This window comes from Bacillus sp. JZ39, from assembly GCF_053903145.1.
The window spans coordinates 3677575-3699898 of sequence record NZ_CP096389.1 but is presented as its reverse complement, the minus strand read 5'-3'; the positions used below and the strand labels follow the sequence as shown (position 1 = coordinate 3699898).

Here is a 22324-nt window from a genome sequence, read left to right as displayed (position 1 = left end):
AAGGCAGTTTTTTTATAAGAGCCTTATGTCAAGTTGAATAGTATCAAGATAATTTTTGATGACTACACTTAATGGAAAAATAAAGAGATTTATCTGTCACTTAAGATTAATTGTAATTAATCACTATATACAACATACATCTATATATTTACATATTAGATATATATTGTATAATAAATTCTAGATTTATAACTTAGGAGGGTTTAAAGTGAAGAAAATTTTAACTGGTTTCTTATTCGTCATTTGTCTGGTATGTTCACCTTCGTTAACACTTGCTAGTTCAATGGATTTTTCACCTCAAAGTTATGGGGATACGAAAGAGGTAGAGGTTAATCTGATTTATCAAAAAATTGAAGATGTCCGTCCTAATTTTTTGTATATTTCCAATAAAGGAGGATGCTGGTATGGAGTTTTGCCGTTATATTCAACCGAGATCCTTACAAATAATCAAATTAAAGCTACATATCACGGTACAGCCACTAATGGTAGTGTACCGTTAGGCACATTTTGTACTCCAGGACTAGTTAATTAAAACTGTTAAATTGTTTTAATCGTAAACTGGCAAATGTCTATTTAACTATATGGTATGTAATGAAAACCTGAATACAAAAAAGATAATGCTTCTTTATTAATTGGTGCTTTGTGGTCTCCTTGTTGTTCCGGAGGAATATAAAAATACTATGTTTTATGTCTTTTCTTGTACGGAACTGTTTTTTAAAGTAGAAAAATAAGAAATTTAGTAAGAAATAATCTAAATTAAATTATCCTTCTATTTTCTTATGTGAAATCTGAGCCATCTGTGCTATTCTTCAACGATAACCTACTATTTTTTTCTGTAAAAGGAGTTGTTTTCTTGAATATACATGAACAGAAGATAACACCGGAATGTTTGGAAAAGGCTGCTAACCAAGTTGAAGATAAGCGAGAAGAATATAAGGATGTGCTGCTTCTGCTGAAAAAAATGCTTGGCGGAACAACGCCGCACAGTGAAACGGCGGAAATTCTCACGCGGGCATATGAACAAATGAAGGAATATGCACTTTTTGTTCAGTCGATAGAAACATTTTTGAGGAAATCTGCAAACAATTTAAAAATCAAATAAACAGGCTGCCGATGGGATCGGCAGTTTTTTCTGTGAAAAGTCTTCGGTGATTTAAAAAGGGCTGCCTCTCTGTAAGGCAGCCCCTTTTTTTATGATTGTTGATTCAGGCGCAGTGCAGAATGCTTCGTAGGACCAACATACTGGTTTAGCGGGAAGGATTCTTTAATGGCAGCAGTGATGAATTCTTTTGCTGCGTAAATGGCTTCTTTGACTTCCGCACCTTTGGCAAGCTCCGCTGTCACGGCTGCTGAGAATGTACAGCCTGCGCCATGTGTATAAGGCGTATCGATCATTTCGCTTTCAAGGACTTCCGCTGTTTCTCCGTCATAGAGAACATCAACGGCTTTCTCGTGTTTGAGTTTGCCTCCGCCTGTAATGACGACATATTGAGCGCCGAGTGCGTGAATTTTTTTCGCGGCTTCGATCATATCGTCAACTGTTTTTAGTTCATCCATGCCGCTGAGCTGGCTGGCTTCAAACAAGTTTGGCGTAATGACAGTGGCTAGCGGAGCCAATTGCTCACGCAGGGCTTGGGCGTGCTCCGGATAAAGGACTTCATTAGCACCTTTGCAAACCATAACCGGGTCAATTACCACATTTTTTAATTGTTTTTCTTTGATCGTTTTTGCCGCAAGCTCGATAATATCAACGGTTGGCAGCATTCCTGTTTTCATGGCGTCCACGCCGATGCCGTCCGTAATTGTTGCAAGCTGGGCGCGGATTGTATCAGTATCGATCGGGAATACCTGATGGTCCCAGCTGTTGTTTGGGTCCATCGCAACGATCACCGTTAAGGCGGTCATCCCGTATACGTTTTTTTCTTGAAATGTTTTTAAATCAGCTTGAATCCCAGCACCGCCGCTGGAATCTGAGCCGGCAATGGTGAGTGCTTTATGCATAGACATGTCTTGAACCTCCATCGTGTTTTGTCTTTCATTATAGTTAGATTTTCTCTGTATCACAATATAGAAGATCTATAGGAATCATTTGACAATCTCAAGGTGCTTTCGTAAAATGCTACATAAGAAAACTAGGTAGGGGTTTTGAGATGTTAAATCGTGAGCTGGTTAAGGGAAGCACGGTTATATTGGTATTGACGCTTCTGAACGAGCGGCCGATGTACGGCTATGAGCTTGTAAAAGAAATGGGAAGCCGCAGCGGAAACGAACTGCAGATGAAAGAAGGGACCTTGTATCCTTCTCTTCACAAGCTTGAACGCCAAGGATATATTTCTTCCTACTGGGAGAAGCAGGAGAAAGGACCGGACCGCAAATATTACCGGATTACAGACGAAGGCAAAGAAGTGCTGGCGGAACGCACGAAGGAATGGAGCGTATTTTCAGCCATGATGGACCGAATACTGAAGTGGAGCGGACAAAATGGATAAAGAAACATATGTATCCGAAATCAAAAGCGGGCTTAAAGGGCTTCCTGAAGACGAGGCAATGATAGAAGAGATTGAGAGCCATATTGAACATCATCTGTTTTGCTCTTTTCAGGAAGGAAAGAGTGAGGAGGAAGCTATGCAGACTTTATTGCAGGCGTTTGGAACACCAACTGACATTGTTTCTTCGTTTAAGAAAATACAGCCAGTAACGTTCCGTGCGTTTTTGATGTTCCATCTTTTCTGTAACAGTGCCCTATTCGCTGTCGGCATTGCGATTACAATAATGCATGTATGGCTTGAATCACCGTTTGTTCAAGCAGTATGGAAAGGCATTTCTGTTTCTGTTTGGCTGATCTTAGCTGCATATATGATCTACTGGGTGCTGATTGGGTATCAAGGCGTGAAGGAGTTTGGAAAACGCGGAGAAAAGCTTGTTCTACATACGATTCTGATCTCAATGGTGCCAAACGTCATTTTTATGCTTGTTTTTCTATTCAATGTAATTCCTGCTGCGCTGTTTCAATCCTTGTTGACACCTTGGTTTGTTGGAACTTGTGCTTTTGCAACGCTGTTATTTCCGTTATTTGGCCGAATGGGCTGTTATATTGGCAGGCGTCAGCTTGTCTGATTTTTTAGGTGTATACATAGAATTTCTATGTAAAGGAGGTGTATGTCGTGAGGATTAGCTCTTGTTTATATGGTTTTGTAGCTCATGGGGCAGTATTTTTGTTTACTGGTGGCTGCATGCTCTTGGCTATGGCAGCCAGCTTGCCTTTTGTTTTTCTGCTTGATCGGCTGCCTGATGTCGTCTTTACAGCAGGTGCCATTCTTACGCTGCTATGTTCATATGCTTATGTCTGGTTTTGGGCGGTCCGATTTGCATATAACCAGAAAATGCGCCTGTTTGAGGTTCAATTGGGGTCCTTTGTGTTGCTAGCCCTCATGATATCTTTGTTTTTATTGGATGGATCTAGTATGAAAGACATCATGATGAATTGGGACGATGCAGGCTGTGCTTTTGTGCCGCCGGCTTTTACATTTTTGTGTCTTTCTTATGCACTGGTGCTGCTGCCGGTCTATCAATCTAAGCTGTGGCGTCTTATCCTTCCGAATGGCGTCCGCATGAAAGATATCTTTCATGTCTTTGGAGATCTGATACTGATCATGGTGCTTCTGATCGGAGCCACTTTGCTGTTTCTATCATTGTAGTATGCCGTTTCAGTAGGATATTCCCACTGATCTCCCGTCCAATATATGTTTTAATAGTACATGACTATGAAAATGAGAAGGAGAGCATCATGAAGATTTCTATCGTAATTGTGACCTATAATCGGATTCCGGCTTTGTGTGAGCTTTTGGAGTCGATTTCCCGCCAGACCTTGAAGCCGTATGAAATTATTATTGTGAATGATGCCGGGGAATCGGTCGTGCCGGTCAAAGCACTGTATCCGGAGCTGCCGATTGCTGTCATCAATTTAGAAAAGAACTCGGGGCATGTGGCTGCGAGAAATGCCGGTGTAAAAGAGGCGTCTGGCGATTGCATTATGCTGTGTGATGACGATGATTTCTTTACGCCAGGGCATATCGAGAAAATGGCAAAGGAAATAGAAACGGCAGACTTCGTTCATTCTGATGCGGAAATAGTTTCGTTTGAAGAGAAAAACGGAACAAGATATCCAGTGTCACGGAAATTGTTTGCTTACACCGCTGACTATGAGGATATGAGAGTGTTTTCTACATACGTGCCGTCGGGCAGCATGTACAGACGTTTTCTGCATGATGAAATCGGGTATTTCGATGCTGATGTGCACAATTACTGGGATTGGGATTTTTATCTGCGCGCGGCCAAGGATTACCGGGTGAAGCGTGTCCCTTGCGCCAGTGTGATTTATGCCTTCAGTGACGCGGGAGACAATCAGTCTGCGGACCTTGGCGCCAAGCGGAAGCAATATTTGGATCGTTTAAGTGAAAAGCACGGACTCGGGGAGCTGCCGACGAAAAACTTTGCCGTCCTGCTTGAAGAGCCTGAGATGAAGAGGCGGGAAGCAAAAAGTGAAATGGTTTGGGATGGCGAGCCTGTCTATTCCAGACTTCATCGTTCGTAAGGGGGCCTGAATCTTGAAACAGCTTTTACAAGACAGCTGGTGGAATCAGCTAAAGGAAGAGTTTGAGAAACCGTATTATCAAGAGCTCAGAGAAATGCTGAAGCGGGAATACGCGGAGCAAACGATTTATCCGGACAGCCGGGATATTTTCAATGCGCTGCATTATACATCATATGATGATGTCAAGGTCGTCATTCTGGGACAAGATCCGTATCACGGGCCGGGACAGGCTCAAGGTTTAAGCTTCTCTGTCAAGCCCGGTGTAAAGCAGCCGCCTTCGTTAAAAAATATTTTTCTTGAACTGCAGCAGGACATCGGGTGCAGCATCCCGAATCACGGGTCGCTTGTGAGCTGGGCAAAGCAAGGCGTTCTTTTGCTGAATACTGTGCTGACAGTAAGGCGCGGACAGGCGAATTCCCATAAGGGAAAAGGCTGGGAGCGACTGACGGACCGAATTATTGACGTGCTGAATGAAAGGGAGCAGCCGGTTATCTTTATTTTATGGGGACGGCATGCCCAAATGAAAAAAGAACGGATCGACACGTCCAAGCATTTTATCATTGAATCGACGCATCCCAGCCCGTTTTCGGCGAGAAACGGATTTTTCGGGAGCAGACCGTTTTCCCGGGCGAATGCCTATTTGGAGAAAATGGGAGAGGCGCCGATTGATTGGTGTATTAAGGATTTGTAAAAAGCGCAGGTGATCTGCGCTTTTTTATTTGAGTATTTTTCGAATCATTCGCAGCCCGTTTTTGGAGGAAGGATAACGAAATGCGAAGTCGAAGCGGTTCGTTTGTTTGACGACGCTTTTTTTGTGCGTGAATGTGTTAAAACTGTCAAACCCGTGATAGCTGCCGATGCCGCTTTCCCCCACGCCGCCGAATGGCAAATACGGCGTCGCCACATGCATTAACGTATCATTGACACAGCCCCCGCCAAACGACAGATTTCCTAAAACAGCGCGCTCAATTTCTTTGTTTGTGGTGAAGAGATACAGGGCGAGCGGCTTAGGGCGCGATTGGACTTTTTCAATGACTTCCCCGATATCGCGGTATGTAAAGAGCGGAAGAATCGGCCCGAAAATCTCCTCCTGCATCACTGGAGAGTCATCTCTCACTTGTTCGAGAATGGTCGGCGCAATTTTGTGATGATTGGGATCAGATTGTCCGCCTGTGAGTGGGATGCCGTCATTCAGAAAGCTGAGCAGCCGCTGATAGTGCCGTTCACTGACGATTTTGCCGTACTGCGGATTCCGTTCCGGCTGAGGGCCGTAAAATTCTCTGATCGCACGGTTCATTTCTTCTGTGAGCTTCGTTTTGATGTCCTCGTGGACAAATAAATAATCCGGTGCGATGCAGGTTTGTCCCGCATTTGTAAATTTCCCGAAGACGATGCGTTTGGCGGCAAGCTGAATGTCAGCATCTTTATGGACGATGCAGGGGCTTTTGCCGCCGAGCTCCAAGGTTACGGGAATTAATTGTTTGGCGGCGGCCTCCATGACGACTTTTCCCACGGCTACGCTGCCGGTAAAGAAAATGTAGTCAAAGGGCTGCTGTAATAATCCTGTGCTGACGTCGGGCCCGCCTTCTGCCATAGCGACATAATCGGTCGGAAAAACGCTGCTGATGAGTTTCGAAAGTGCAGCGGAAACAGCCGGCGTATATTCTGATGGCTTGAGAACGACCGTGTTCCCCGCCGCAATGGCTCCAATCAACGGAGAAAGCGCCAGCTGCAAGGGATAATTCCAAGGCGCAATCACCAAAACGGTTCCATACGGCTCAGGGATGATGATGCTTTTGGAGCCTAGATGAGTCAACGGCGTTTTGACTCGTTTCGGCTTGGACCATTTTCTCAGCCGTTTCATGACAAAGCTGATTTCCTCCAAGACGATTCCGATTTCTGTTGAGTATGCTTCTTGCTCGGATTTGTGGAGATCCTGGTAGAGAGCGGCTATGAGATCGGCTTCATGAGTTCTGACGGCTTGTTTCAGCTTTCGCAAAATGTTCAGTCTCGATTCAAGCGGTCTCGTATGTCCCGCCGCAAAATAGGCTTTATGCTTGCTGATGATAGAGGGGATGCTGTTCATTCCGTTTCTCCTTTTTGTAAGGTATGGTGATTTATTATGTGAAAAATCTCTTCTGCTTGTCAATCGCGCAAGGTTTGTCAGAAAAAATAACAAACTCATATCTGCGTTTACAGCAGGAATTTGATAAAATGCAGGAAGACAACATTTATTTTTTTGGAGGGTGCTTCATGAACATTCATATATCTGCATTAATTCAAAAGATGGAAGAGGAGCTGAAAAAAGCAAAAACAGCTGAACGGGATGAGGAGCTGAAGCGTTATGTAGCGGTTGTCCGTTCTCTGTGTGATGTCGTGCTTGATCAGCCGGAGAACGTGAGCGCGCCCCGCATACAGCCGAGCGTTACGCCAAGTCCTGCCGCGCCGCCATCGACAGACCAGCTGATGATGGAAAAAATGATGGGGAGCGCGGGATTAAACAAATTTCGAAAGCAAGAAAAAGAGAAGCAGGAAGAGGATGGAAACGGAGAGTCTTTATTTGATTTTTAAAGAGAGAGGTTGAGCTTACGTGAAATTGGTTCTTGGCGCGCTGCAATGGACAGCGTTTATCATTGCTGCGGCGATTGTTGTTCCGGTGGCGGTTGCCCAGTCGTTTCATCTGGATCACTCGGATTCTGCGAGATTGATTCAAAGCACTTTTTTTGTACTGGGAATTGCCGCCGTCATTCAGTGTTTGAAAGGCCACAGACTGCCGATCAATGAAAGCCCAGCCGGCTTGTGGTGGGGAGTGTATACGATTTACGCAGGGCTGACGGGAACTGTGTTTGCGACATATGGAGACACACTGCGGGGGTTGCAGGGAGCCCTTCTTGTAAGCGCTGTATGTTTCTTTTTGTTAAGTGTTTTCAAGGTCATTGACAGACTTGCAAAATTGTTTACTCCGGTTGTAACGGGCGTCTATTTATTGCTTCTTGTCATGCAGCTGAGTCAGCCCATTATAAAAGGAATTCTCGGAATCGGTTATCGACAGGACGGGGTGGACGGTCTTGTATTTGGCCTGGCGCTTGTTGTGATCGCTGCCGCCTTTATAATGACAAATTCGAACATCATGTTTTTTAAGCAATATTCTATTTTATTAGCCTTGTTCGGCGGATGGGTGCTGTTTGCGGCTGCCGGAGCGGCAAAGCCGATTGAAATGCCGGACCGGCTGTTTCAGCTGCCTTCCCTGTTTCCTTTTGGGACACCATTATTTAACAGCGGCCTGATCATCACTTCTATTTTTATTACCATCTTGCTGATCGTGAATATGCTGGCGAGCATGAAGGTCGTGGACATCGCCGTGAAAAAATTCAGCAAACAGCCTGATGGAAAGCATCATGAACGCCATGCCGGTTTTGCCGCTTCATTCAGCCATCTGCTTAGCGGTTTGACGGGAGCTATTGCCCCTGTTCCGATTTCGGGAGCCGCAGGTTTTATTGAAACGACCAAAATGCCTTCTAAAAAACCGTTTATGCTCGGCAGTATTCTGGTTATCGTGATCAGCGTGATCCCGTTTTTTATGAATACGTTTGCGAGCCTGCCTTCACCCGTTGGGTTTGCGGTGAATTTTGTTGTGTTCTCCGCAATGGGCGGTCTGGCCTTTGCCGAATTTGATTCATATGAGAAAGAAGAATCAAAAAGGGTGAGGTCTATCATCGGCATCTCGCTGCTCACAGGGGTCGGTATCATGTTTGTTCCTGAAACTGCGTTAAAGGGATTGCATCCGGTATTTATTTCTCTATTAAGCAACGGGCTCGTATTAGGGACGCTTGCTGCAATAGCGGCTGACCAGTTCCAGCTTTGGCGCAGGAGAAAATCCGACAATCTCGTGTCAACGGAGAACAAACATTGAATTTTGGTGCAGGTGCGATAAGATAAATGATATGAGTTTAACGAAAAGGCGGGAGAGATAGATGAAAGTTTTTATCATATTAGGGGCTATTAACGCCCTGCTTGCCGTGGGACTCGGAGCATTCGGCGCTCACGGATTAGAAGGGAAAATACCTGATAAATATCTTCAGGTTTGGCACACAGGCGTGCAGTATCATATGTATCACGCCCTTGGGTTATTCGTTGTCGCGTTTCTGGCTGATAAATTATCCGGCATAGGCAGTGTCACGACAGCCGGATTGCTGATGTTTGCGGGAATTGTGCTGTTTTCCGGAAGCTTATATATTCTAAGTGTGACGCAAATCTCCATTCTTGGAGCGATCACCCCGCTCGGCGGTGTGGCGTTTATTATTTCTTGGATTATGATCGTTGTCGCAGCCGTCAAATATCTATAAACAAAAAAGCCAATCCTCATCATATGAGTGATTGGCTTTTTTCTTATCTTGGCGAATAGGACGCCATGGAATATGGATACGTATAAGCAATTTCTTCATCAAATGTAATGTAATCGAGGTAGATTGTCAGGAGCAGGTAGCGTGTTCCTGATTTCGGGTCGCTGATAATAATGTGATCCCGGCCCGCAGCTTCGATGACGCCGCGAAAAATCTTCGAGCCCCATTCCTTGCTGTTTTCAAATGTCATATAAATGGTGGCCGTTTTTCCCCGATTCAGGCGCAAAATATTCTCGATGTAAGATTCCTCAACAGGCAGCATGCCGGGAACGCTTTGGCCCGGTCCTGACGGTGTAGGCCCCGATGGAATTTGAAAACCGCCGCCCTGCTGCTGGCCCGGGAATCCAAATCCCTGCTGTCCTTGTTGTCCTTGCTGTCCCTGCTGCATTGGCATCATTGGCTGCATCCCCATTGGCTGCATTTGTGAGCCTTGGCCTTGCTGCGGGTACGGGTTGGCGCCAAACTGAGGCTGATACCCCTGCATATTATCAAATGCCTGCATTTGCTGATATTGATTTTTTTTCGGTTTCATATCGTTCCTCCTTTTTATGAAAACCATTCAAAACATGTTCTGGATGTATAGGTGAACGCTCCGCGATGACTCACCTCCGATGGAAAACGATCTTAGTCGCTGGTGCGATTTTTATCTCTTTCACCTTATGAGGCTGATGCTTGGATTATGCTGAAAAAGAACAGCGGACCGATCAGATTTCGCTCTGGGCATCCGCTGTTTTTCAGAGACATACACAAACTTTTCGCATATTGGTTTGTATCCCTAGCGCAACTTGAGCATAAGCAACATAAGATAACGATAGTTTCAGGTGTGAAGTTCCAAGAAGGAGGTGTAGGATTTGCCGAAAGTATCAGTCATTATGACGAGCTATAACAAAAGCGATTATGTGGCAAAGTCCATTTCTAGCATACTCTCACAAACGTTTTCAGATTTTGAATTGTTTATTATGGATGACAACTCCAATGAAGAGACGCTGAATGTAATCCGTCCTTTTTTGAATGATAACCGAGTGCGTTTTTATCAAAGCGATGTATCTGGAGTGAAGGAAAGAACAGAAAAAACGAGATACGCGGCACTGATCAATCAGGCGATTGAGATGGCGGAGGGTGAATATATCACCTATGCGACGGATGACAACATCTATATGCCGGACCGCCTCCTGAAAATGGTGCGGGAGCTCGATACCCATCCTGAAAAGGCTGTGATTTACTCAGCCTCCAAAACCTATCATTTAAACGAGAATCGCGACATTGTAAAAGAAACGGTCAGGCCTGCCGCTCAAGTGACATGGAACGCACCGTGCGCAATTGATCATTGCTCGGTGATGCACAGGTATTCGGTGCTTGAGAAGGTAAAGGAGAAGTTTGGCTCCTATTGGGATGAAAGCCCGGCGTTTTACCGTATTGGAGATGCCCGGTTCTTTTGGAGAGTCAATCATTTTTATCCGTTTTACCCACTGGATGAGGAGCTGGACCTGAATTATATTACCGACCAATCGATTCACTTTCAGCTGTTTGAATCAGAAAAAAATGAATTTGTCAGGAACCTTCCTCCGCAGCGAAATTGCCGAGAGCTGCGTGAATCATTAAAAAAGCTTGGAATGGGGTGAGAGCTTGTCGGCCTATTTAAGCAATTATTGGGTGCTGTACCGGAAGTACGTGGAGCTTTTTGACAAACTTCGCTACAAAGGGATTCCGCTTGGGCTTATCAGTAATTTTTATCAATACATCAGCCCTGAGCTGAGGGTGATGATGGAAGAAGAACCGGAATTATTCGGATCGGTGGATCAGCATATCGATGAGGGACAGATTCAGCCGTTTTTTGAAGAAAGAATCCAAAACATCGTTAAAACAAATGACAAACCTGTTAAAGGGAAAGTCATTTTGCACTTTGATTACCTGCGTTTTTCAAACGAAAATTACTATCAATTTGATCCTGAAAAAACAGCTGTTTTGGCCAGATGGAGTTTGCCGCATTATTGTGATCTGCCTGTAATTAGCAAGCGGGAGATTGCGGATTCATGCCAAAAAGGCGATTCGAAGCAGTATCTCGAAACAGCCTGTTCGCTTCTCGCCCCTTATGATGATCACCCGGCATTTGGTGATCAAGCGTTTCGCGACCGGCTTTTCAAAGATATTCCTTTATTTATAGAGGCCATTGATACAGTTGATGCGCTGTTTGAACAGGAAAAGATTTCAGCTGTTATTGTCGGAACGGCAGAAGACATTTACAGCAGGGTGCTCGCTCTCATGTGTCAAAGAAAAGGGGCCGTCAGCATTTGTCTTCAGCATGGCGCATTGATGGGAGATGAAGCCTTCATTCCTGTTTTTACAACCTATCAAGCTGTTTTTGGTGCGTATGAAGCAGAGTGGTTCATACGAAAAGGCTGTAAACCCGAGCAGATTCTCGTAACGGGACATCCCCGCTTCGATCAGATTTTTAACAGAACGCCTATGGATATGTCCATATTCTATCGAAAACTTGCTTTTCAGCCGACTAAAAAAATTGTGCTCATTGCCACTCAGCCCTTTTCAGAAGACTTTTATTCCGGTGTGCTGCAGGGGCTTTCTGATCAGAAGCAGCTGCAGATTATTATCAAACCTCACCCGTGGGAAATCGGAAAAAACAAGCTTGATCTGTATCACGAGGCGGCGAAAAAACATAAAGCATGCAGAGTCATCAAAAAGGAGCTGGAGCTTTATGATTTGCTGCCGTATGCTGATGCCGCAGTGACGCAAACCTCGACAGTCGGTCTTGAAGCCATGCTGTTTCAAAAGCCTGTGCTGATCGGAAAATCGTCCGGAAATCGCTCGTATCCGTATTATGAGTCTCTTGGCGATTTTATGTTTGACCAGCCGGATGAACTAGCGCACACCTTAGTTGAAGTTCTTCGAAGGCCCGACGTGCATCAAAAAGCAGAAGAGGCGCGCCTGGCATTCATAGCGGCTAATTATCCGGTGGCAGAATCAACAAATGCTTTATTTGCGGAACTGAAAGCCAAAACAGGGGTTGATTACAGGCGGGAAGATACTGAATAAAATGATAGGAGCGCAAAGAAATGGTGCAAAAGAGAAATCATTTTCTCCCTTACTCATTGCCGTTAATCGGTAAGGAAGAAATTCAGGAGGTTACAGAAACGCTTGAATCGGGATGGCTCTCTAAAGGCCCGAAGGTTCAGCAGTTTGAAAAAGAGTTTGCCGCGTTTGTCGGGGCGAAGCACGCCGTGGCGGTGAATTCATGTACCGCAGCTTTATTTTTGGCTTTGAAAGCAAAAGGGATCGGGCCCGGGGACGAGGTCATTACCTCTCCGCTTACGTTCAGCTCGACCGCCAATACGATTATTCATACGGGAGCGACGCCTGTGTTTGCGGATATTGACGAAAACACGCTCAATATTGACCCGGTAAAGCTTGAGGCGGCCGTCACACCGCGAACGAAAGCAGTTGTGCCCGTCCACTTTGGCGGGCAGTCCTGCGATATGGATGCAATATTGGCTATTGCCCAAAATCATGGTTTATTCGTGCTGGAGGATGCGGCACATGCGGTATATACGACTTATAAGCAAAGAATGATTGGTTCTATCGGGGATGCAACGGCATTCAGCTTTTACGCCACCAAAAACCTCGCGACAGGGGAAGGCGGCATGCTGACGACTGATGATGAGGAGCTTGCTGATAAGATCCGGGTGCTAAGCCTTCACGGCATGAGTAAAGCCGCATGGAACCGTTATTCTTCAAATGGCAGCTGGTACTATGAAGTCGAATCGCCCGGCTATAAGATGAATATGTTTGATTTGCAGGCGGCCCTCGGACTTCATCAGCTGAAACGGCTGGATGATATGCAGAAACGGAGAGAAGGGATTGCCGGCCGCTATCAAACCGCTTTTCAGCAGATTCCTGGGCTGATCACGCCGTTTGTCCATGATGACGGCAGGCACGCCTGGCATCTATATGTTCTGCAAGTTGATGAAAAAAAGGCCGGGGTTACGCGCAGCGAAATGATTACGGCTTTAAAGGATGAATACAATATCGGCACTAGCGTTCATTTTATTCCAGTACACATTCATCCGTATTATCAAAAGCAATTTGGATATAAGGAAGCGGACTTTCCGAATGCCATGAATTACTATAAACGAACCCTTTCTCTCCCGCTCTATCCATCAATGTCTGACGACGATGTAGATGATGTCATTGAAGCTGTGCGGGATATCGTAAAAGGGGCTGATTAAGTGTATACGGTAAAAGAAAATGTCTCCAAAGAGGCAATTGAGGAATTTCTCCAAAGCAGAAAGCTTACATTGGATGTTCCGTATCAATTTTCCCTCGGCCTTTTTGAAAACAGCAGGCTCCAAGGCGTATTGCTTTACGAAGATTCTTTGTGGGAAAGCAAGGTGCTTCAGAAGAAAGTCATGAACGTCAAACTTCTTGCGGCAAATAGTACCGGGCAGCTAAAGAGGCTGTTTGAAGCTTTTTATACTGTACGCCAAATGGATGAAACGGATTTTATCTTTGCCCGTGTTCCGGCTGAAGATATCGGAGCCGCGCATGTGATACAACAGCAGCCATCCTCTTATTTTGTCGGGAGTTTGCTGAAGCTGGCGATGCCTCCGTCTTTTTATGACAAAACACCGCCATTTTTTGAACTGGGCCCGCCTGAGCCCGGAGACACAGAAGCGATATGTGAGCTGGCCCGAGACTCGTTTACAAAAAGCAGATATTTTCAGGATCCTCATCTCAGCCGCGATGCAGCAAACGAAATATTTCAGGAGTGGACACGAAACAATCTGAATGGAAGGGCGGCGGTCAATATTGTCGCTAAATACAATGGCGAGGTCATCGGCTATCTTCAGGGCTTATCAAGAGATGATGAGTGCATTCTCGATTTGATGGCTGTAAAGCCGGGATTTGAAGGGAAACGTATTGCGTTTCATTTATTGGCGAATCTCATAGAACAACCGGAGACCCAGAAGCATAGAACGGTAACAGCGGGGACGCAGCTTCACAATGTAAGGGCGATCCGCCTTTATGAACGAATGGGCTTCACCGCTGAACAATCGTATTACTATTATCATATTTGGCCAGGCAAGGAGGCGAAATAATGGCAGCGTTTCAGATCGCGAATAAAACTGTAGGCAAAGACGCTCCTGTTTTTATTATTGCTGAGGCGGGGATTAATCATGACGGGAAGCTTGATCAGGCTTTTGCGCTGATAGACGCCGCGGCGGAAGCGGGAGCGGATGCCGTGAAATTTCAAATGTTCCAAGCTGATAGGATGTACCAGAAAGATCCTGGTTTGTACAAGACGGCAGCGGGCAAGGACGTCTCTATTTTTTCTTTGGTTCAATCTATGGAAATGCCTGTTGAGTGGATTTTACCGCTATTGGATTACTGCCGCGAAAAGCAGGTGATCTTTTTAAGTACGGTATGTGACGAGAGGTCAGCTGATCTGCTTCAGTCTACCTCGCCGAGCGCTTTTAAAATCGCATCCTATGAAATTAACCATCTCCCGCTGCTCAAATATGTCGCCCGGCTGAACAGGCCGATGATTTTCTCGACAGCCGGAGCTGAAATCTCTGATGTTCACGAAGCTTGGCGCACCATCAGGGCAGAGGGAAACAATCAAATTGCCATAATGCATTGTGTGGCGAAATACCCAGCACCGCCGGAGTACAGCAACCTCAGCGTCATTCCGATGCTTGCCGCCGCTTTTCCTGAGGCGGTAATCGGCTTCTCCGATCATAGCGAGCATCCGACAGAAGCGCCGTGTGCCGCGGTTCGGCTCGGAGCAAAACTCATAGAAAAGCATTTTACGATCGATAAAAATCTGCCGGGTGCCGACCACTCGTTTGCATTAAATCCGGATGAATTGAAAGAAATGGTCGATGGCATCAGGAAAACGGAAGCTGAGCTGAAACAGGGGATCACAAAGCCGGTCTCTGAAAAACTGCTTGGCAGTTCATACAAAACAACGACCGCCATCGAAGGAGAAATCAGAAACTTTGCATATAGAGGCATTTTTACAACAGCTCCGATTCAAAAAGGTGAAGCCTTCAGTGAAGACAATATCGCAGTGCTTCGGCCCGGACAAAAGCCGCAGGGGCTGCACCCGAGATTTTTTGAACTGCTGACCAGCGGTGTTCGGGCTGTAAGAGACATTCCGGCCGACACAGGCATTGTCTGGGATGACATTTTACTGAAGGACAGCCCGTTTCATGAATGATATTCTCTTTATCATTCAAGCAAGAATGGGTTCAACAAGGCTTCCGGGAAAAGTGCTTCGACCGCTCGGATCGAATCGTTTACTTGATATTCTCGTTCACCGTGTCCGGCAAAGCGCATTTTACCAAAAGGATCGGGATAATCTTGTCATCGCCACGTCTGACAAAGAAACTGACGACATATTAGAGGCGCACTGTATCAAACAAGGCTTTCGTGTTTTCCGCGGGAGCGAAGAACGTGTCCTCGATAGGTTTGTGAAGGTCATAGAAGCTGTTAAACCGTCAGTCATCATCCGGTTAACGGGTGATAATCCGTTTGTCGATCCGGAGCTGCTCGATGTAATGATTAAGGCGCATTTTGATCAAGGGTCGGATTATACGTATATCCTGAATGCCCCATTAGGGATTTGCGGCGAAGTGGTCAACGCCAACCTGTTAATTGACATCAGCCGTATTCAGAATATGGAGGATCAATATCAGGAGCATGTCACGTTATATATAAGGAATCATCCAGCTCTTTATCGTGTTCAGTTTTTAGAGGCGCCGGAACGATTTCGCGCCCCTCAATATCGGCTGACCATTGATACAAAGGAAGACTATGAATCGATAAAGGCTCTCTATCAAAAAGCAGGCGAGCGCCCCGATGTATCCGCCTCAGAGCTTATCACCCTTCTGAACCGGAATCCCGATGCGGCAATCGAACGAGAGGCTGAATAGCCATGCATGTTGGGATCTTCGCAGACGGCGGCTATGAAAAGGGGATGGGCCATGTTGTCCGGATGAAGAGACTTGCGGAGGGGCTCAAACAGCGATGCTTGATTACGTTTTATACGAATCAGGATTCTGAAGCGTTTCTTCATGAAGAGCATTGGCAGGTCATCGTAAAGCCGGAGCTACAGCAGCACGAATTTATTCTCCGGGAAATAAAAAGCAAGAAGCTTGATTTGCTTTTGTTTGATATTCTAGGCGCGCCTGCAGAGCTGTTAAAGAAAATAAAGACGGAGACAGATGCGAAAATTGTTCTTTTTGAAGAGAAAAACGGTAAATCGATTCAATATAGTGACGCAGTCATTAACGGAATTTACGGTGACATCAGAAGCAGGGTGTACGTTCAGGGAAACACACGCATCTATGAAGGTCCGGACTATCTTATTCTTCACCCCGCCTTTCAGGCCGCAAGAGAGGATTACACACTTAAGAAAGACTGCCGCAATATCCTTGTTGCATTAGGAGGAAGTGATCCGAAGCAGCTTATTTTTAAAGTGCTGGCTGCCGCTGATCAAGTCCCCGACATAAAAGACAAAAACATAATGTTTGTGATGGGGAGCGCTTCACCGCATCAAGAGGCAGTCCGAAGGCGGATCGAAAAGAAGCCGCAGTACAAGATGATCGAACAGACAAATGATATGGCAGGTTTGATGAAACAAGCGGACGCAGCCATTGTCGCCGGCGGCATCTCTCTATATGAAGCCATTTGCATCGGCGTGCCGTGCCTTGTTCTTTCTCAGGTTGAGCATCAAACGGCTACAGCCAAAACATTTGCTGACCAAGGCGCCGCTCTTGATCTTGGATTGGGTGAGCTTGTACCGGATGAAACACTCATCTATCAGATGTCGCGCATTATGAGCAGCTATCCTCTTCGCCTTTCTTTGCATAAGGGAGGAAGGCCGCTCGTGGATGGCAAAGGCATTATGCGGGTAACAGCTATTCTTCAAGATTTATATGAACAAAAGATATAAAAATGCATGTAAGGAAGTGTTAATGTGAAAGGTGTTATTTTAGCCGGAGGAAACGGCTCACGCCTTATGCCCTTAACGAAAGCCGTCAACAAGCATTTGCTTCCTGTAGGCCCGTATCCGATGATATACTGGTCGATTATGAAGCTGGAGGAAGCCGGAATAAAAGACATTTTACTCATCAGCCAAAAAGAGCATATGCCGCAATTTTATAAACTGCTTGGAAACGGAGAAGAGCTTGGCGTTACTATCACTTATCAAGTACAGCCGGCAGCATCGGGCATTTCGGATGGGCTGTCTTATGCAAAGCGCTTTACGAAAAAAGAGTCTTTCATTTTATTATTAGGTGATAATATTTTTGAAGATTCATTAAAGCCTTATACAGAACGCTTTGAACAGCAGGGGAAAGGAGCAAAAGTGCTTCTGAAAGAAGTTGATGACCCAGAACGCTTCGGGATTGCTGAGATTGATGAGAAAAACAAGCGGATTCGTTCCATCATCGAAAAGCCCGAACAGCCACCGACCAACCTTTGTGTTACCGGCATTTATATGTATGATGCAGAGGTGTTTTCGTATATTGAACAAATATCACCATCAAAGCGCGGCGAGCTGGAAATCACCGATGTGAATAATCTATACATCGAAAACAGCCAGCTTACGTATGATGTGTTATCAGGCTGGTGGGTAGATGCCGGAACTCACGAATCGCTTTATCTCGCTTCCCAGCTTGTACACCAGGATTTACGGAAAGGACAGGACGAAAAGTGATGGCAAAATCATATTTAATTACAGGCGGGGCCGGCTTCATCGGGCTCACGTTTACAAAGCTCATGCTGAGGGAAACGGATGCGCGCATTACCGTTTTAGATAAACTGACGTACGCCAGCCACCCGGAGGAAATGGAAAAATTAAAGCAAAACAGCCGTTTTCGCTTTGTAAAAGGGGACATCAGCGTTCAGGAGGATATCGACCGCGCTTTTGAAGAGACCTACGATGGCGTCATTCACTTCGCAGCAGAATCGCATGTGGACAGAAGCATTTCCCAAGCGGAGCCGTTTATCACCACAAATGTCATGGGGACATACCGATTGGCGGAAGCGGTCTTGAAAGGAAAAGCCAAGAAGCTGATTCATATTTCAACAGATGAGGTATACGGGGATTTAAAAGCGGATGATCCCGCGTTTACAGAAACGACGCCGCTTTCTCCTAATAACCCATACTCAGCCAGCAAAGCAAGCTCTGATTTGCTCGTGTTGTCTTATGTGAAAACCCACAAGCTTCCGGCCATCATTACACGATGCAGCAACAATTACGGACCTTATCAGCACAGCGAAAAAATGATTCCGACGATTATCCGTCATGCGAAGCAGGGCCTGCCTGTTCCGCTGTATGGCGATGGACTCCAGATCCGAGACTGGCTGTTTGCGGAGGATCATTGCCGCGCGATCAAGCTGATTTTAGAAAAAGGGACCGACGGCGAGGTGTATAACATCGGAGGCGGAAATGAACGCACGAATAAAGAGCTGGCGAGTGCCATTTTGAAGCATCTGGGCTGTGAGGAATTGTTCGCCCACGTGGAAGACCGAAAAGGGCATGACCGGCGCTATGCGATCAATGCATCAAAGCTGAAAAACGAACTGGGCTGGCGGCAGGAAGTGACGTTTGAAGAAGGCATTGCGCGTACGATTCAGTGGTATACAGACAATGACCGATGAGAAGGTGATCTGATTGACAAAGGTATTGGTGACTGGGGCGGGAGGACAGCTTGGCATGGAACTATGCCGCCAGCTGAAGCAAGCCGGATATGAGGTCATTGCGTTAACAAAGAAGATGATGAACATTGCTGACCAGCGCTCAGTACGGCATTCGTTTGGCTATTATCAGCCGGATATCGTGGTCAATAGCGCCGCGTTTACGTCGGTTGATCAATGCGAGAAAGAGCTTGATAAAGCGTACTTGATTAACGGAATCGGCGCTTATTATACAGCGCTTGAGTCAACCCGCATCGGAGCTCAATATGTTCATATCAGCACGGACTATGTATTCAATGGGAAAGGAACCCAGCCATATAGGGAAGACGATCCCCTCGATCCGAAAACCATTTATGGCAAAAGCAAAAGGCTCGGAGAAGAACTGATACGATTAACGACAAAAGACAGCACGATCATCAGAACATCGTGGGTGTATGGACATGGCGGCAGTAATTTCGTTGAAACCATGCTGAAGCTTGCTGAAACGAAACAAGAGCTTCGGGTTGTCAGCGATCAAATTGGTTCGCCGACTTATACGAAGGATTTAGCAGAAGCGGTCATCAAACTGTTCAGCCATCCGCCGGGCATCTATCATGTCAGCAATTCAGGCATATGCAGCTGGTATGAGTTTGCGACGGCAATTATGGAAGAAAGCGGGCTGGAAACAGCCATTTTGCCTGTAACGACAGAGGAATACGGGAACAAAACGCCCCGTCCGGCTTACTCTGTGCTGAGCCATCGGGCCATTGAAGAAGCCGGCATCCGTCCCCGCCACTGGCGGGAAGCGTTACGGGAGTATTTGCAGGAAAGGAGCAGTGCGTGTGATTGATGGAGTCAAGGTAAAAAAATTGACGAAGCATAGCGATGACAGAGGCTTTTTTGCTGAGCTGGTCCGGGACGATGAGAATCTCCTTGAGCATTTTGGGCAGGCCTCTTGGTCGAAAAGCTATCCGGGTGTGATTAAGGCATTTCATTATCATGAGAAGCAGGATGATCTCTGGTTCTTCCCAACGGGCCACGCTCAGGTTGTCCTATACGATCTTCGAGAGGATTCAAAGACAAAAGGAGAAACGGACGTCTATTATATGGGCGAAGACAACCCGATGCTGTTATTAATCCCAAAAGGGGTGGCTCACGGATACAGAGTGCTGGGAGAGACGCCGCTGACAATTATCTATTTTACCACCATGTCGTATAACCCGGATCAGCCTGATGAAAAAAGAATTCCGTGGAATGATGAGACGATCGGTTTTAACTGGAACACTGAATTCAGATAAAAATAGGAACGTGATCAATCGAAGAGCAGAGGCATCTTCGACTTTTTTTGTCCTTTTTTAAAATAGGATAAAAGATAGGAAATGTCAGGCGGATGTTACTAGAAAAAGAGAGAGAAATCGTCCATTTGAACCTTGTATAAACAGGAAGGAATTCTCAATGAATTCCAAGTGTTAATATTCCTTAAAAAGCATTTACTTCCATGGAAAATGATGATAGATTAATTTTTAAGAAAAAGAACTGGTAATTCGCGAATTACGAAAAGGCGCTTTTTCTGCAGAGGACGCTCTGGCCAAATTTCAACAATCAATTAGGGGGAAATGTCATGTTAAAAAGAACTTCATTCGTATCTTCATTATTCATCAGTTCAGCTGTTTTACTATCAATCTTACTTCCTTCGGGCCAAGCTCATGCACAGTCTGCATCAATCGAGGCAAAAACAATTAACAGCACGAAAGAGTGGACCACTTCTGATATTGAAGTGACATATAAACCAAATGCGGTGCTTTCTCTCGGAGCGGTAGAATTTCAATTTCCTGACGGGTTTCATGCTACGACAAGAGATTCAGTGAATGGAAGAACACTGAAAGAAACACAGATTTTAAACGATGGAAAAACAGTCAGACTCCCGCTTACGCTTGATTTGTTAGGCGCATCCGAATTTGACCTCGTCATGGTGCGCAAAACCCTTCCGCGCGCAGGCACTTACACGATTAAAGGCGATGTAGTAAACGGTTTGGGAATCGGTAGTTTAAATGCTGAAACGCAGCTTGTGATTGACCCTCGTTAATAAATAGATTTTTAATCAGAGACTGAGATGTTTTCAGTCTCTTTTTTGTTGATTAAAAAAGCTGGTACGGATCTTGCATGATGATAAGGGTGAATCCAATGCAGAAAGGAATTGGCGGGCTGATTTTTTAAAGCGCTTACATTACAGCCGGCCAAAAAAACAATGAGGTGAAAAAGATGTCAGCAAAGCAAGTCTCGAAAGATGAAGAAAAAGAAGCTCTTAACTTATTTCTGTCTACCCAAACAATCATTAAGGAAGCCCTTCGGAAGCTGGGTTATCCGGGAGATATGTATGAACTCATGAAAGAGCCGCAGAGAATGCTCACTGTCCGCATTCCAGTCAAAATGGACAATGGGAGCGTCAAAGTGTTCACAGGCTACCGGTCACAGCACAATGATGCTGTCGGTCCGACAAAGGGGGGCGTACGTTTCCATCCAGAAGTCAATGAAGAGGAAGTAAAGGCGTTATCCATTTGGATGACGCTCAAATGCGGGATTGCCAATCTTCCTTACGGCGGCGGGAAGGGCGGTATTATTTGTGATCCGCGGACAATGTCATTTGGAGAACTGGAAAGGCTGAGCAGGGGGTATGTCCGTGCCATCAGCCAGATCGTCGGTCCGACAAAGGATATTCCAGCTCCAGATGTATACACAAATTCGCAGATTATGGCGTGGATGATGGATGAGTACAGCCGGCTGCGGGAATTCGATTCCCCGGGCTTTATTACAGGTAAACCGCTTGTTTTGGGAGGATCGCAAGGACGGGAAACGGCGACGGCACAGGGCGTCACGATTTGTATTGAAGAGGCGGTGAAGAAAAAAGGGATCAAGCTGCAAAACGCGCGCATCATCATACAGGGCTTTGGAAACGCAGGTAGCTTCCTGGCCAAATTCATGCACGATGCGGGCGCGAAGGTGATCGGGATTTCTGATGCCAATGGCGGGCTCTACAACCCGGACGGCATTGATATCCCTTATTTGCTCGATAAACGGGACAGCTTCGGTATGGTCACCAATTTATTTACTGACGTCATCACAAATGAGGAGCTGCTTGAAAAGGATTGCGATATTTTAGTGCCTGCTGCGATCTCCAATCAAATCACAGCCAAAAACGCACATAACATTCAGGCGTCAATTGTTGTCGAAGCGGCGAACGGCCCAACAACCATTGATGCCACTAAGATCCTGAATGAAAGAGGCGTGCTGCTTGTGCCGGATATCCTGGCGAGTGCCGGCGGCGTCACGGTTTCTTATTTTGAATGGGTGCAAAACAACCAAGGATATTATTGGTCGGAAGAAGAGGTTGCAGAAAAATTGAGAAGCGTCATGGTCAGCTCGTTCGAAACAATTTATCAGACAGCGGCAACACATAAAGTGGATATGCGTTTGGCGGCTTACATGACGGGCATCAGAAAATCGGCAGAAGCATCGCGATTCCGCGGATGGGTCTAATTTGAGAAGCCTCCGCAAAATAATTTTGCATTTGTTTTTTGCCTAAAGAGCAAAAATCGCAAAATAAATTTGCGTTCAAGATCGGAAATAGAGA

The 22324-nt window shown here is 45.8% G+C and carries 26 protein-coding genes; 23 read left to right on the top strand and 3 right to left on the bottom strand.

Annotated elements, in window-relative coordinates:
* Window positions 1–208: 208 nt before the first annotated feature.
* Together M1D65_RS18975 and M1D65_RS18970 are read left to right on the top strand one after the other, a co-directional pair.
* Complete coding sequence (locus M1D65_RS18975; protein ID WP_064671809.1) at window positions 209–532, top strand: hypothetical protein; 324 nt, start codon at window positions 209–211, stop codon at window positions 530–532.
* Window positions 533–853: 321 nt separating this feature from the next.
* Window positions 854–1102 (top strand): hypothetical protein, encoded by a 249-nt coding sequence (locus M1D65_RS18970; protein ID WP_041351290.1) that lies wholly within the window; start codon window positions 854–856, stop codon window positions 1100–1102.
* An 89-nt stretch (window positions 1103–1191) separates the two neighbouring features.
* Here the strand turns inward: M1D65_RS18970 and M1D65_RS18965 are convergent, their stop codons facing one another.
* On the bottom strand, window positions 1192–2007 hold the full coding sequence (locus M1D65_RS18965; RefSeq protein ID WP_014665830.1) for a bifunctional hydroxymethylpyrimidine kinase/phosphomethylpyrimidine kinase: 816 nt from the start codon (window positions 2005–2007) through the stop codon (window positions 1192–1194).
* A gap of 143 nt (window positions 2008–2150) precedes the next feature.
* Between M1D65_RS18965 and M1D65_RS18960 the strand changes: the two genes are divergently transcribed.
* From M1D65_RS18960 to M1D65_RS18940, 5 genes are all read left to right on the top strand, one after another.
* Window positions 2151–2489 (top strand): PadR family transcriptional regulator, encoded by a 339-nt coding sequence (locus M1D65_RS18960; RefSeq protein WP_003227432.1) that lies wholly within the window; start codon window positions 2151–2153, stop codon window positions 2487–2489.
* A complete protein-coding gene (locus M1D65_RS18955; protein ID WP_041338319.1) occupies window positions 2482–3117 on the top strand; it encodes a permease prefix domain 1-containing protein in 636 nt (211 codons plus the stop codon). Before M1D65_RS18960 ends, M1D65_RS18955 begins: the two co-directional genes overlap by 8 nt.
* A gap of 47 nt (window positions 3118–3164) precedes the next feature.
* Window positions 3165–3698 carry a hypothetical protein gene (locus M1D65_RS18950; protein ID WP_124072622.1) on the top strand — a complete coding sequence of 178 codons (534 nt, stop codon included), beginning with the start codon at window positions 3165–3167 and terminating at the stop codon, window positions 3696–3698.
* Between the two features lie 89 nt (window positions 3699–3787).
* Window positions 3788–4594, top strand: a complete 807-nt coding sequence (locus M1D65_RS18945) for a glycosyltransferase family 2 protein (RefSeq protein WP_015250953.1) — start codon at window positions 3788–3790, stop codon at window positions 4592–4594.
* A gap of 13 nt (window positions 4595–4607) precedes the next feature.
* The gene (locus tag M1D65_RS18940) at window positions 4608–5285 is read left to right on the top strand and encodes a uracil-DNA glycosylase (protein ID WP_015384978.1); all 678 of its coding nucleotides are present in this window, start codon (window positions 4608–4610) and stop codon (window positions 5283–5285) included.
* Window positions 5286–5309: 24 nt separating this feature from the next.
* On the opposite strand, the gene M1D65_RS18935 is transcribed toward M1D65_RS18940, so the two are convergent.
* Window positions 5310–6680 (bottom strand): aldehyde dehydrogenase, encoded by a 1371-nt coding sequence (locus M1D65_RS18935; RefSeq protein WP_456270684.1) that lies wholly within the window; start codon window positions 6678–6680, stop codon window positions 5310–5312.
* Between the two features lie 167 nt (window positions 6681–6847).
* Here M1D65_RS18935 and M1D65_RS18930 point away from each other — a divergent pair, with 167 nt between their 5' ends.
* From M1D65_RS18930 to M1D65_RS18920, 3 genes are all read left to right on the top strand, one after another.
* Complete coding sequence (locus M1D65_RS18930) at window positions 6848–7165, top strand: YwdI family protein (protein ID WP_014481255.1); 318 nt, start codon at window positions 6848–6850, stop codon at window positions 7163–7165.
* 19 nt (window positions 7166–7184) lie between these two features.
* Entirely contained in the window at window positions 7185–8507 is a 1323-nt protein-coding gene (locus M1D65_RS18925; RefSeq protein ID WP_015384975.1) for a purine/pyrimidine permease, read from the top strand.
* 61 nt (window positions 8508–8568) lie between these two features.
* A complete protein-coding gene (locus tag M1D65_RS18920; protein WP_456270683.1) occupies window positions 8569–8940 on the top strand; it encodes a DUF423 domain-containing protein in 372 nt (123 codons plus the stop codon).
* Window positions 8941–8983: 43 nt separating this feature from the next.
* Here the strand turns inward: M1D65_RS18920 and gerQ are convergent, their stop codons facing one another.
* Window positions 8984–9529: a spore coat protein GerQ gene (gerQ, locus tag M1D65_RS18915; protein WP_014481253.1), complete on the bottom strand. Its 546-nt coding sequence runs from the start codon at window positions 9527–9529 to the stop codon at window positions 8984–8986.
* Between the two features lie 319 nt (window positions 9530–9848).
* Between gerQ and spsA the strand changes: the two genes are divergently transcribed.
* The 13 genes from spsA to rocG all read left to right on the top strand — a co-directional run bounded on the left by spsA (window position 9849) and on the right by rocG (window position 22230).
* Window positions 9849–10619, top strand: a complete 771-nt coding sequence (gene spsA / locus M1D65_RS18910) for a spore coat dTDP-glycosyltransferase SpsA (RefSeq protein ID WP_029946239.1) — start codon at window positions 9849–9851, stop codon at window positions 10617–10619.
* Between the two features lie 4 nt (window positions 10620–10623).
* Window positions 10624–12048, top strand: a complete 1425-nt coding sequence (locus M1D65_RS18905; protein ID WP_161621771.1) for a CDP-glycerol glycerophosphotransferase family protein — start codon at window positions 10624–10626, stop codon at window positions 12046–12048.
* Between the two features lie 20 nt (window positions 12049–12068).
* Window positions 12069–13238, top strand: a complete 1170-nt coding sequence (locus M1D65_RS18900) for a DegT/DnrJ/EryC1/StrS family aminotransferase (RefSeq protein ID WP_456270682.1) — start codon at window positions 12069–12071, stop codon at window positions 13236–13238.
* Window positions 13239–14108 (top strand): N-acetyltransferase family protein, encoded by an 870-nt coding sequence (locus M1D65_RS18895; RefSeq protein WP_456270681.1) that lies wholly within the window; start codon window positions 13239–13241, stop codon window positions 14106–14108.
* A complete protein-coding gene (locus M1D65_RS18890) occupies window positions 14108–15229 on the top strand; it encodes an N-acetylneuraminate synthase family protein (protein WP_064671814.1) in 1122 nt (373 codons plus the stop codon). The genes M1D65_RS18895 and M1D65_RS18890 overlap by 1 nt, the downstream gene beginning before the upstream one ends.
* Window positions 15222–15944, top strand: coding sequence for a glycosyltransferase family protein (locus tag M1D65_RS18885; RefSeq protein WP_032725144.1), 723 nt, complete (start codon window positions 15222–15224; stop codon window positions 15942–15944). Before M1D65_RS18890 ends, M1D65_RS18885 begins: the two co-directional genes overlap by 8 nt.
* A gap of 2 nt (window positions 15945–15946) precedes the next feature.
* Window positions 15947–16966: a PseG/SpsG family protein gene (locus tag M1D65_RS18880; protein WP_021480915.1), complete on the top strand. Its 1020-nt coding sequence runs from the start codon at window positions 15947–15949 to the stop codon at window positions 16964–16966.
* A gap of 24 nt (window positions 16967–16990) precedes the next feature.
* A complete protein-coding gene (locus M1D65_RS18875) occupies window positions 16991–17731 on the top strand; it encodes a sugar phosphate nucleotidyltransferase (protein ID WP_017696230.1) in 741 nt (246 codons plus the stop codon).
* Entirely contained in the window at window positions 17731–18678 is a 948-nt protein-coding gene (rfbB, locus tag M1D65_RS18870) for a dTDP-glucose 4,6-dehydratase (protein ID WP_021480913.1), read from the top strand. The genes M1D65_RS18875 and rfbB overlap by 1 nt, the downstream gene beginning before the upstream one ends.
* A gap of 13 nt (window positions 18679–18691) precedes the next feature.
* A complete protein-coding gene (gene rfbD, locus M1D65_RS18865) occupies window positions 18692–19543 on the top strand; it encodes a dTDP-4-dehydrorhamnose reductase (protein WP_031315432.1) in 852 nt (283 codons plus the stop codon).
* Window positions 19536–19991, top strand: coding sequence for a dTDP-4-dehydrorhamnose 3,5-epimerase family protein (locus M1D65_RS18860; RefSeq protein WP_003222100.1), 456 nt, complete (start codon window positions 19536–19538; stop codon window positions 19989–19991). The genes rfbD and M1D65_RS18860 overlap by 8 nt, the downstream gene beginning before the upstream one ends.
* 323 nt (window positions 19992–20314) lie before the next feature.
* Window positions 20315–20779 carry a biofilm surface layer hydrophobin BslB gene (gene bslB, locus M1D65_RS18855; RefSeq protein ID WP_014478326.1) on the top strand — a complete coding sequence of 155 codons (465 nt, stop codon included), beginning with the start codon at window positions 20315–20317 and terminating at the stop codon, window positions 20777–20779.
* Window positions 20780–20955: 176 nt separating this feature from the next.
* The gene (gene rocG, locus M1D65_RS18850; protein WP_153257102.1) at window positions 20956–22230 is read left to right on the top strand and encodes a glutamate dehydrogenase; all 1275 of its coding nucleotides are present in this window, start codon (window positions 20956–20958) and stop codon (window positions 22228–22230) included.
* Window positions 22231–22324 lie beyond the last annotated feature (94 nt).

Excerpts from the sequence above, each read along its gene's own strand:
- M1D65_RS18885 (WP_032725144.1), top strand. The coding sequence starts at position 15,222 with ATGAATGATATTCTCTTTATCATTCAAGCAAGAATGGGTTCAACAAGG.
- rocG (WP_153257102.1), top strand. The coding sequence starts at position 20,956 with ATGTCAGCAAAGCAAGTCTCGAAAGATGAAGAAAAAGAAGCTCTTAAC.
- M1D65_RS18960 (WP_003227432.1), top strand. The coding sequence starts at position 2,151 with ATGTTAAATCGTGAGCTGGTTAAGGGAAGCACGGTTATATTGGTATTG.
- M1D65_RS18900 (WP_456270682.1), top strand. The coding sequence starts at position 12,069 with ATGGTGCAAAAGAGAAATCATTTTCTCCCTTACTCATTGCCGTTAATC.
- M1D65_RS18955 (WP_041338319.1), top strand. The coding sequence starts at position 2,482 with ATGGATAAAGAAACATATGTATCCGAAATCAAAAGCGGGCTTAAAGGG.
- M1D65_RS18890 (WP_064671814.1), top strand. The coding sequence starts at position 14,108 with ATGGCAGCGTTTCAGATCGCGAATAAAACTGTAGGCAAAGACGCTCCT.
- gerQ (WP_014481253.1), bottom strand. The coding sequence starts at position 9,529 with ATGAAACCGAAAAAAAATCAATATCAGCAAATGCAGGCATTTGATAAT.
- M1D65_RS18920 (WP_456270683.1), top strand. The coding sequence starts at position 8,569 with ATGAAAGTTTTTATCATATTAGGGGCTATTAACGCCCTGCTTGCCGTG.
- M1D65_RS18930 (WP_014481255.1), top strand. The coding sequence starts at position 6,848 with ATGAACATTCATATATCTGCATTAATTCAAAAGATGGAAGAGGAGCTG.
- M1D65_RS18965 (WP_014665830.1), bottom strand. The coding sequence starts at position 2,007 with ATGTCTATGCATAAAGCACTCACCATTGCCGGCTCAGATTCCAGCGGC.
- M1D65_RS18935 (WP_456270684.1), bottom strand. The coding sequence starts at position 6,680 with ATGAACAGCATCCCCTCTATCATCAGCAAGCATAAAGCCTATTTTGCG.
- M1D65_RS18880 (WP_021480915.1), top strand. The coding sequence starts at position 15,947 with ATGCATGTTGGGATCTTCGCAGACGGCGGCTATGAAAAGGGGATGGGC.
- rfbB (WP_021480913.1), top strand. The coding sequence starts at position 17,731 with ATGGCAAAATCATATTTAATTACAGGCGGGGCCGGCTTCATCGGGCTC.
- M1D65_RS18945 (WP_015250953.1), top strand. The coding sequence starts at position 3,788 with ATGAAGATTTCTATCGTAATTGTGACCTATAATCGGATTCCGGCTTTG.
- bslB (WP_014478326.1), top strand. The coding sequence starts at position 20,315 with ATGTTAAAAAGAACTTCATTCGTATCTTCATTATTCATCAGTTCAGCT.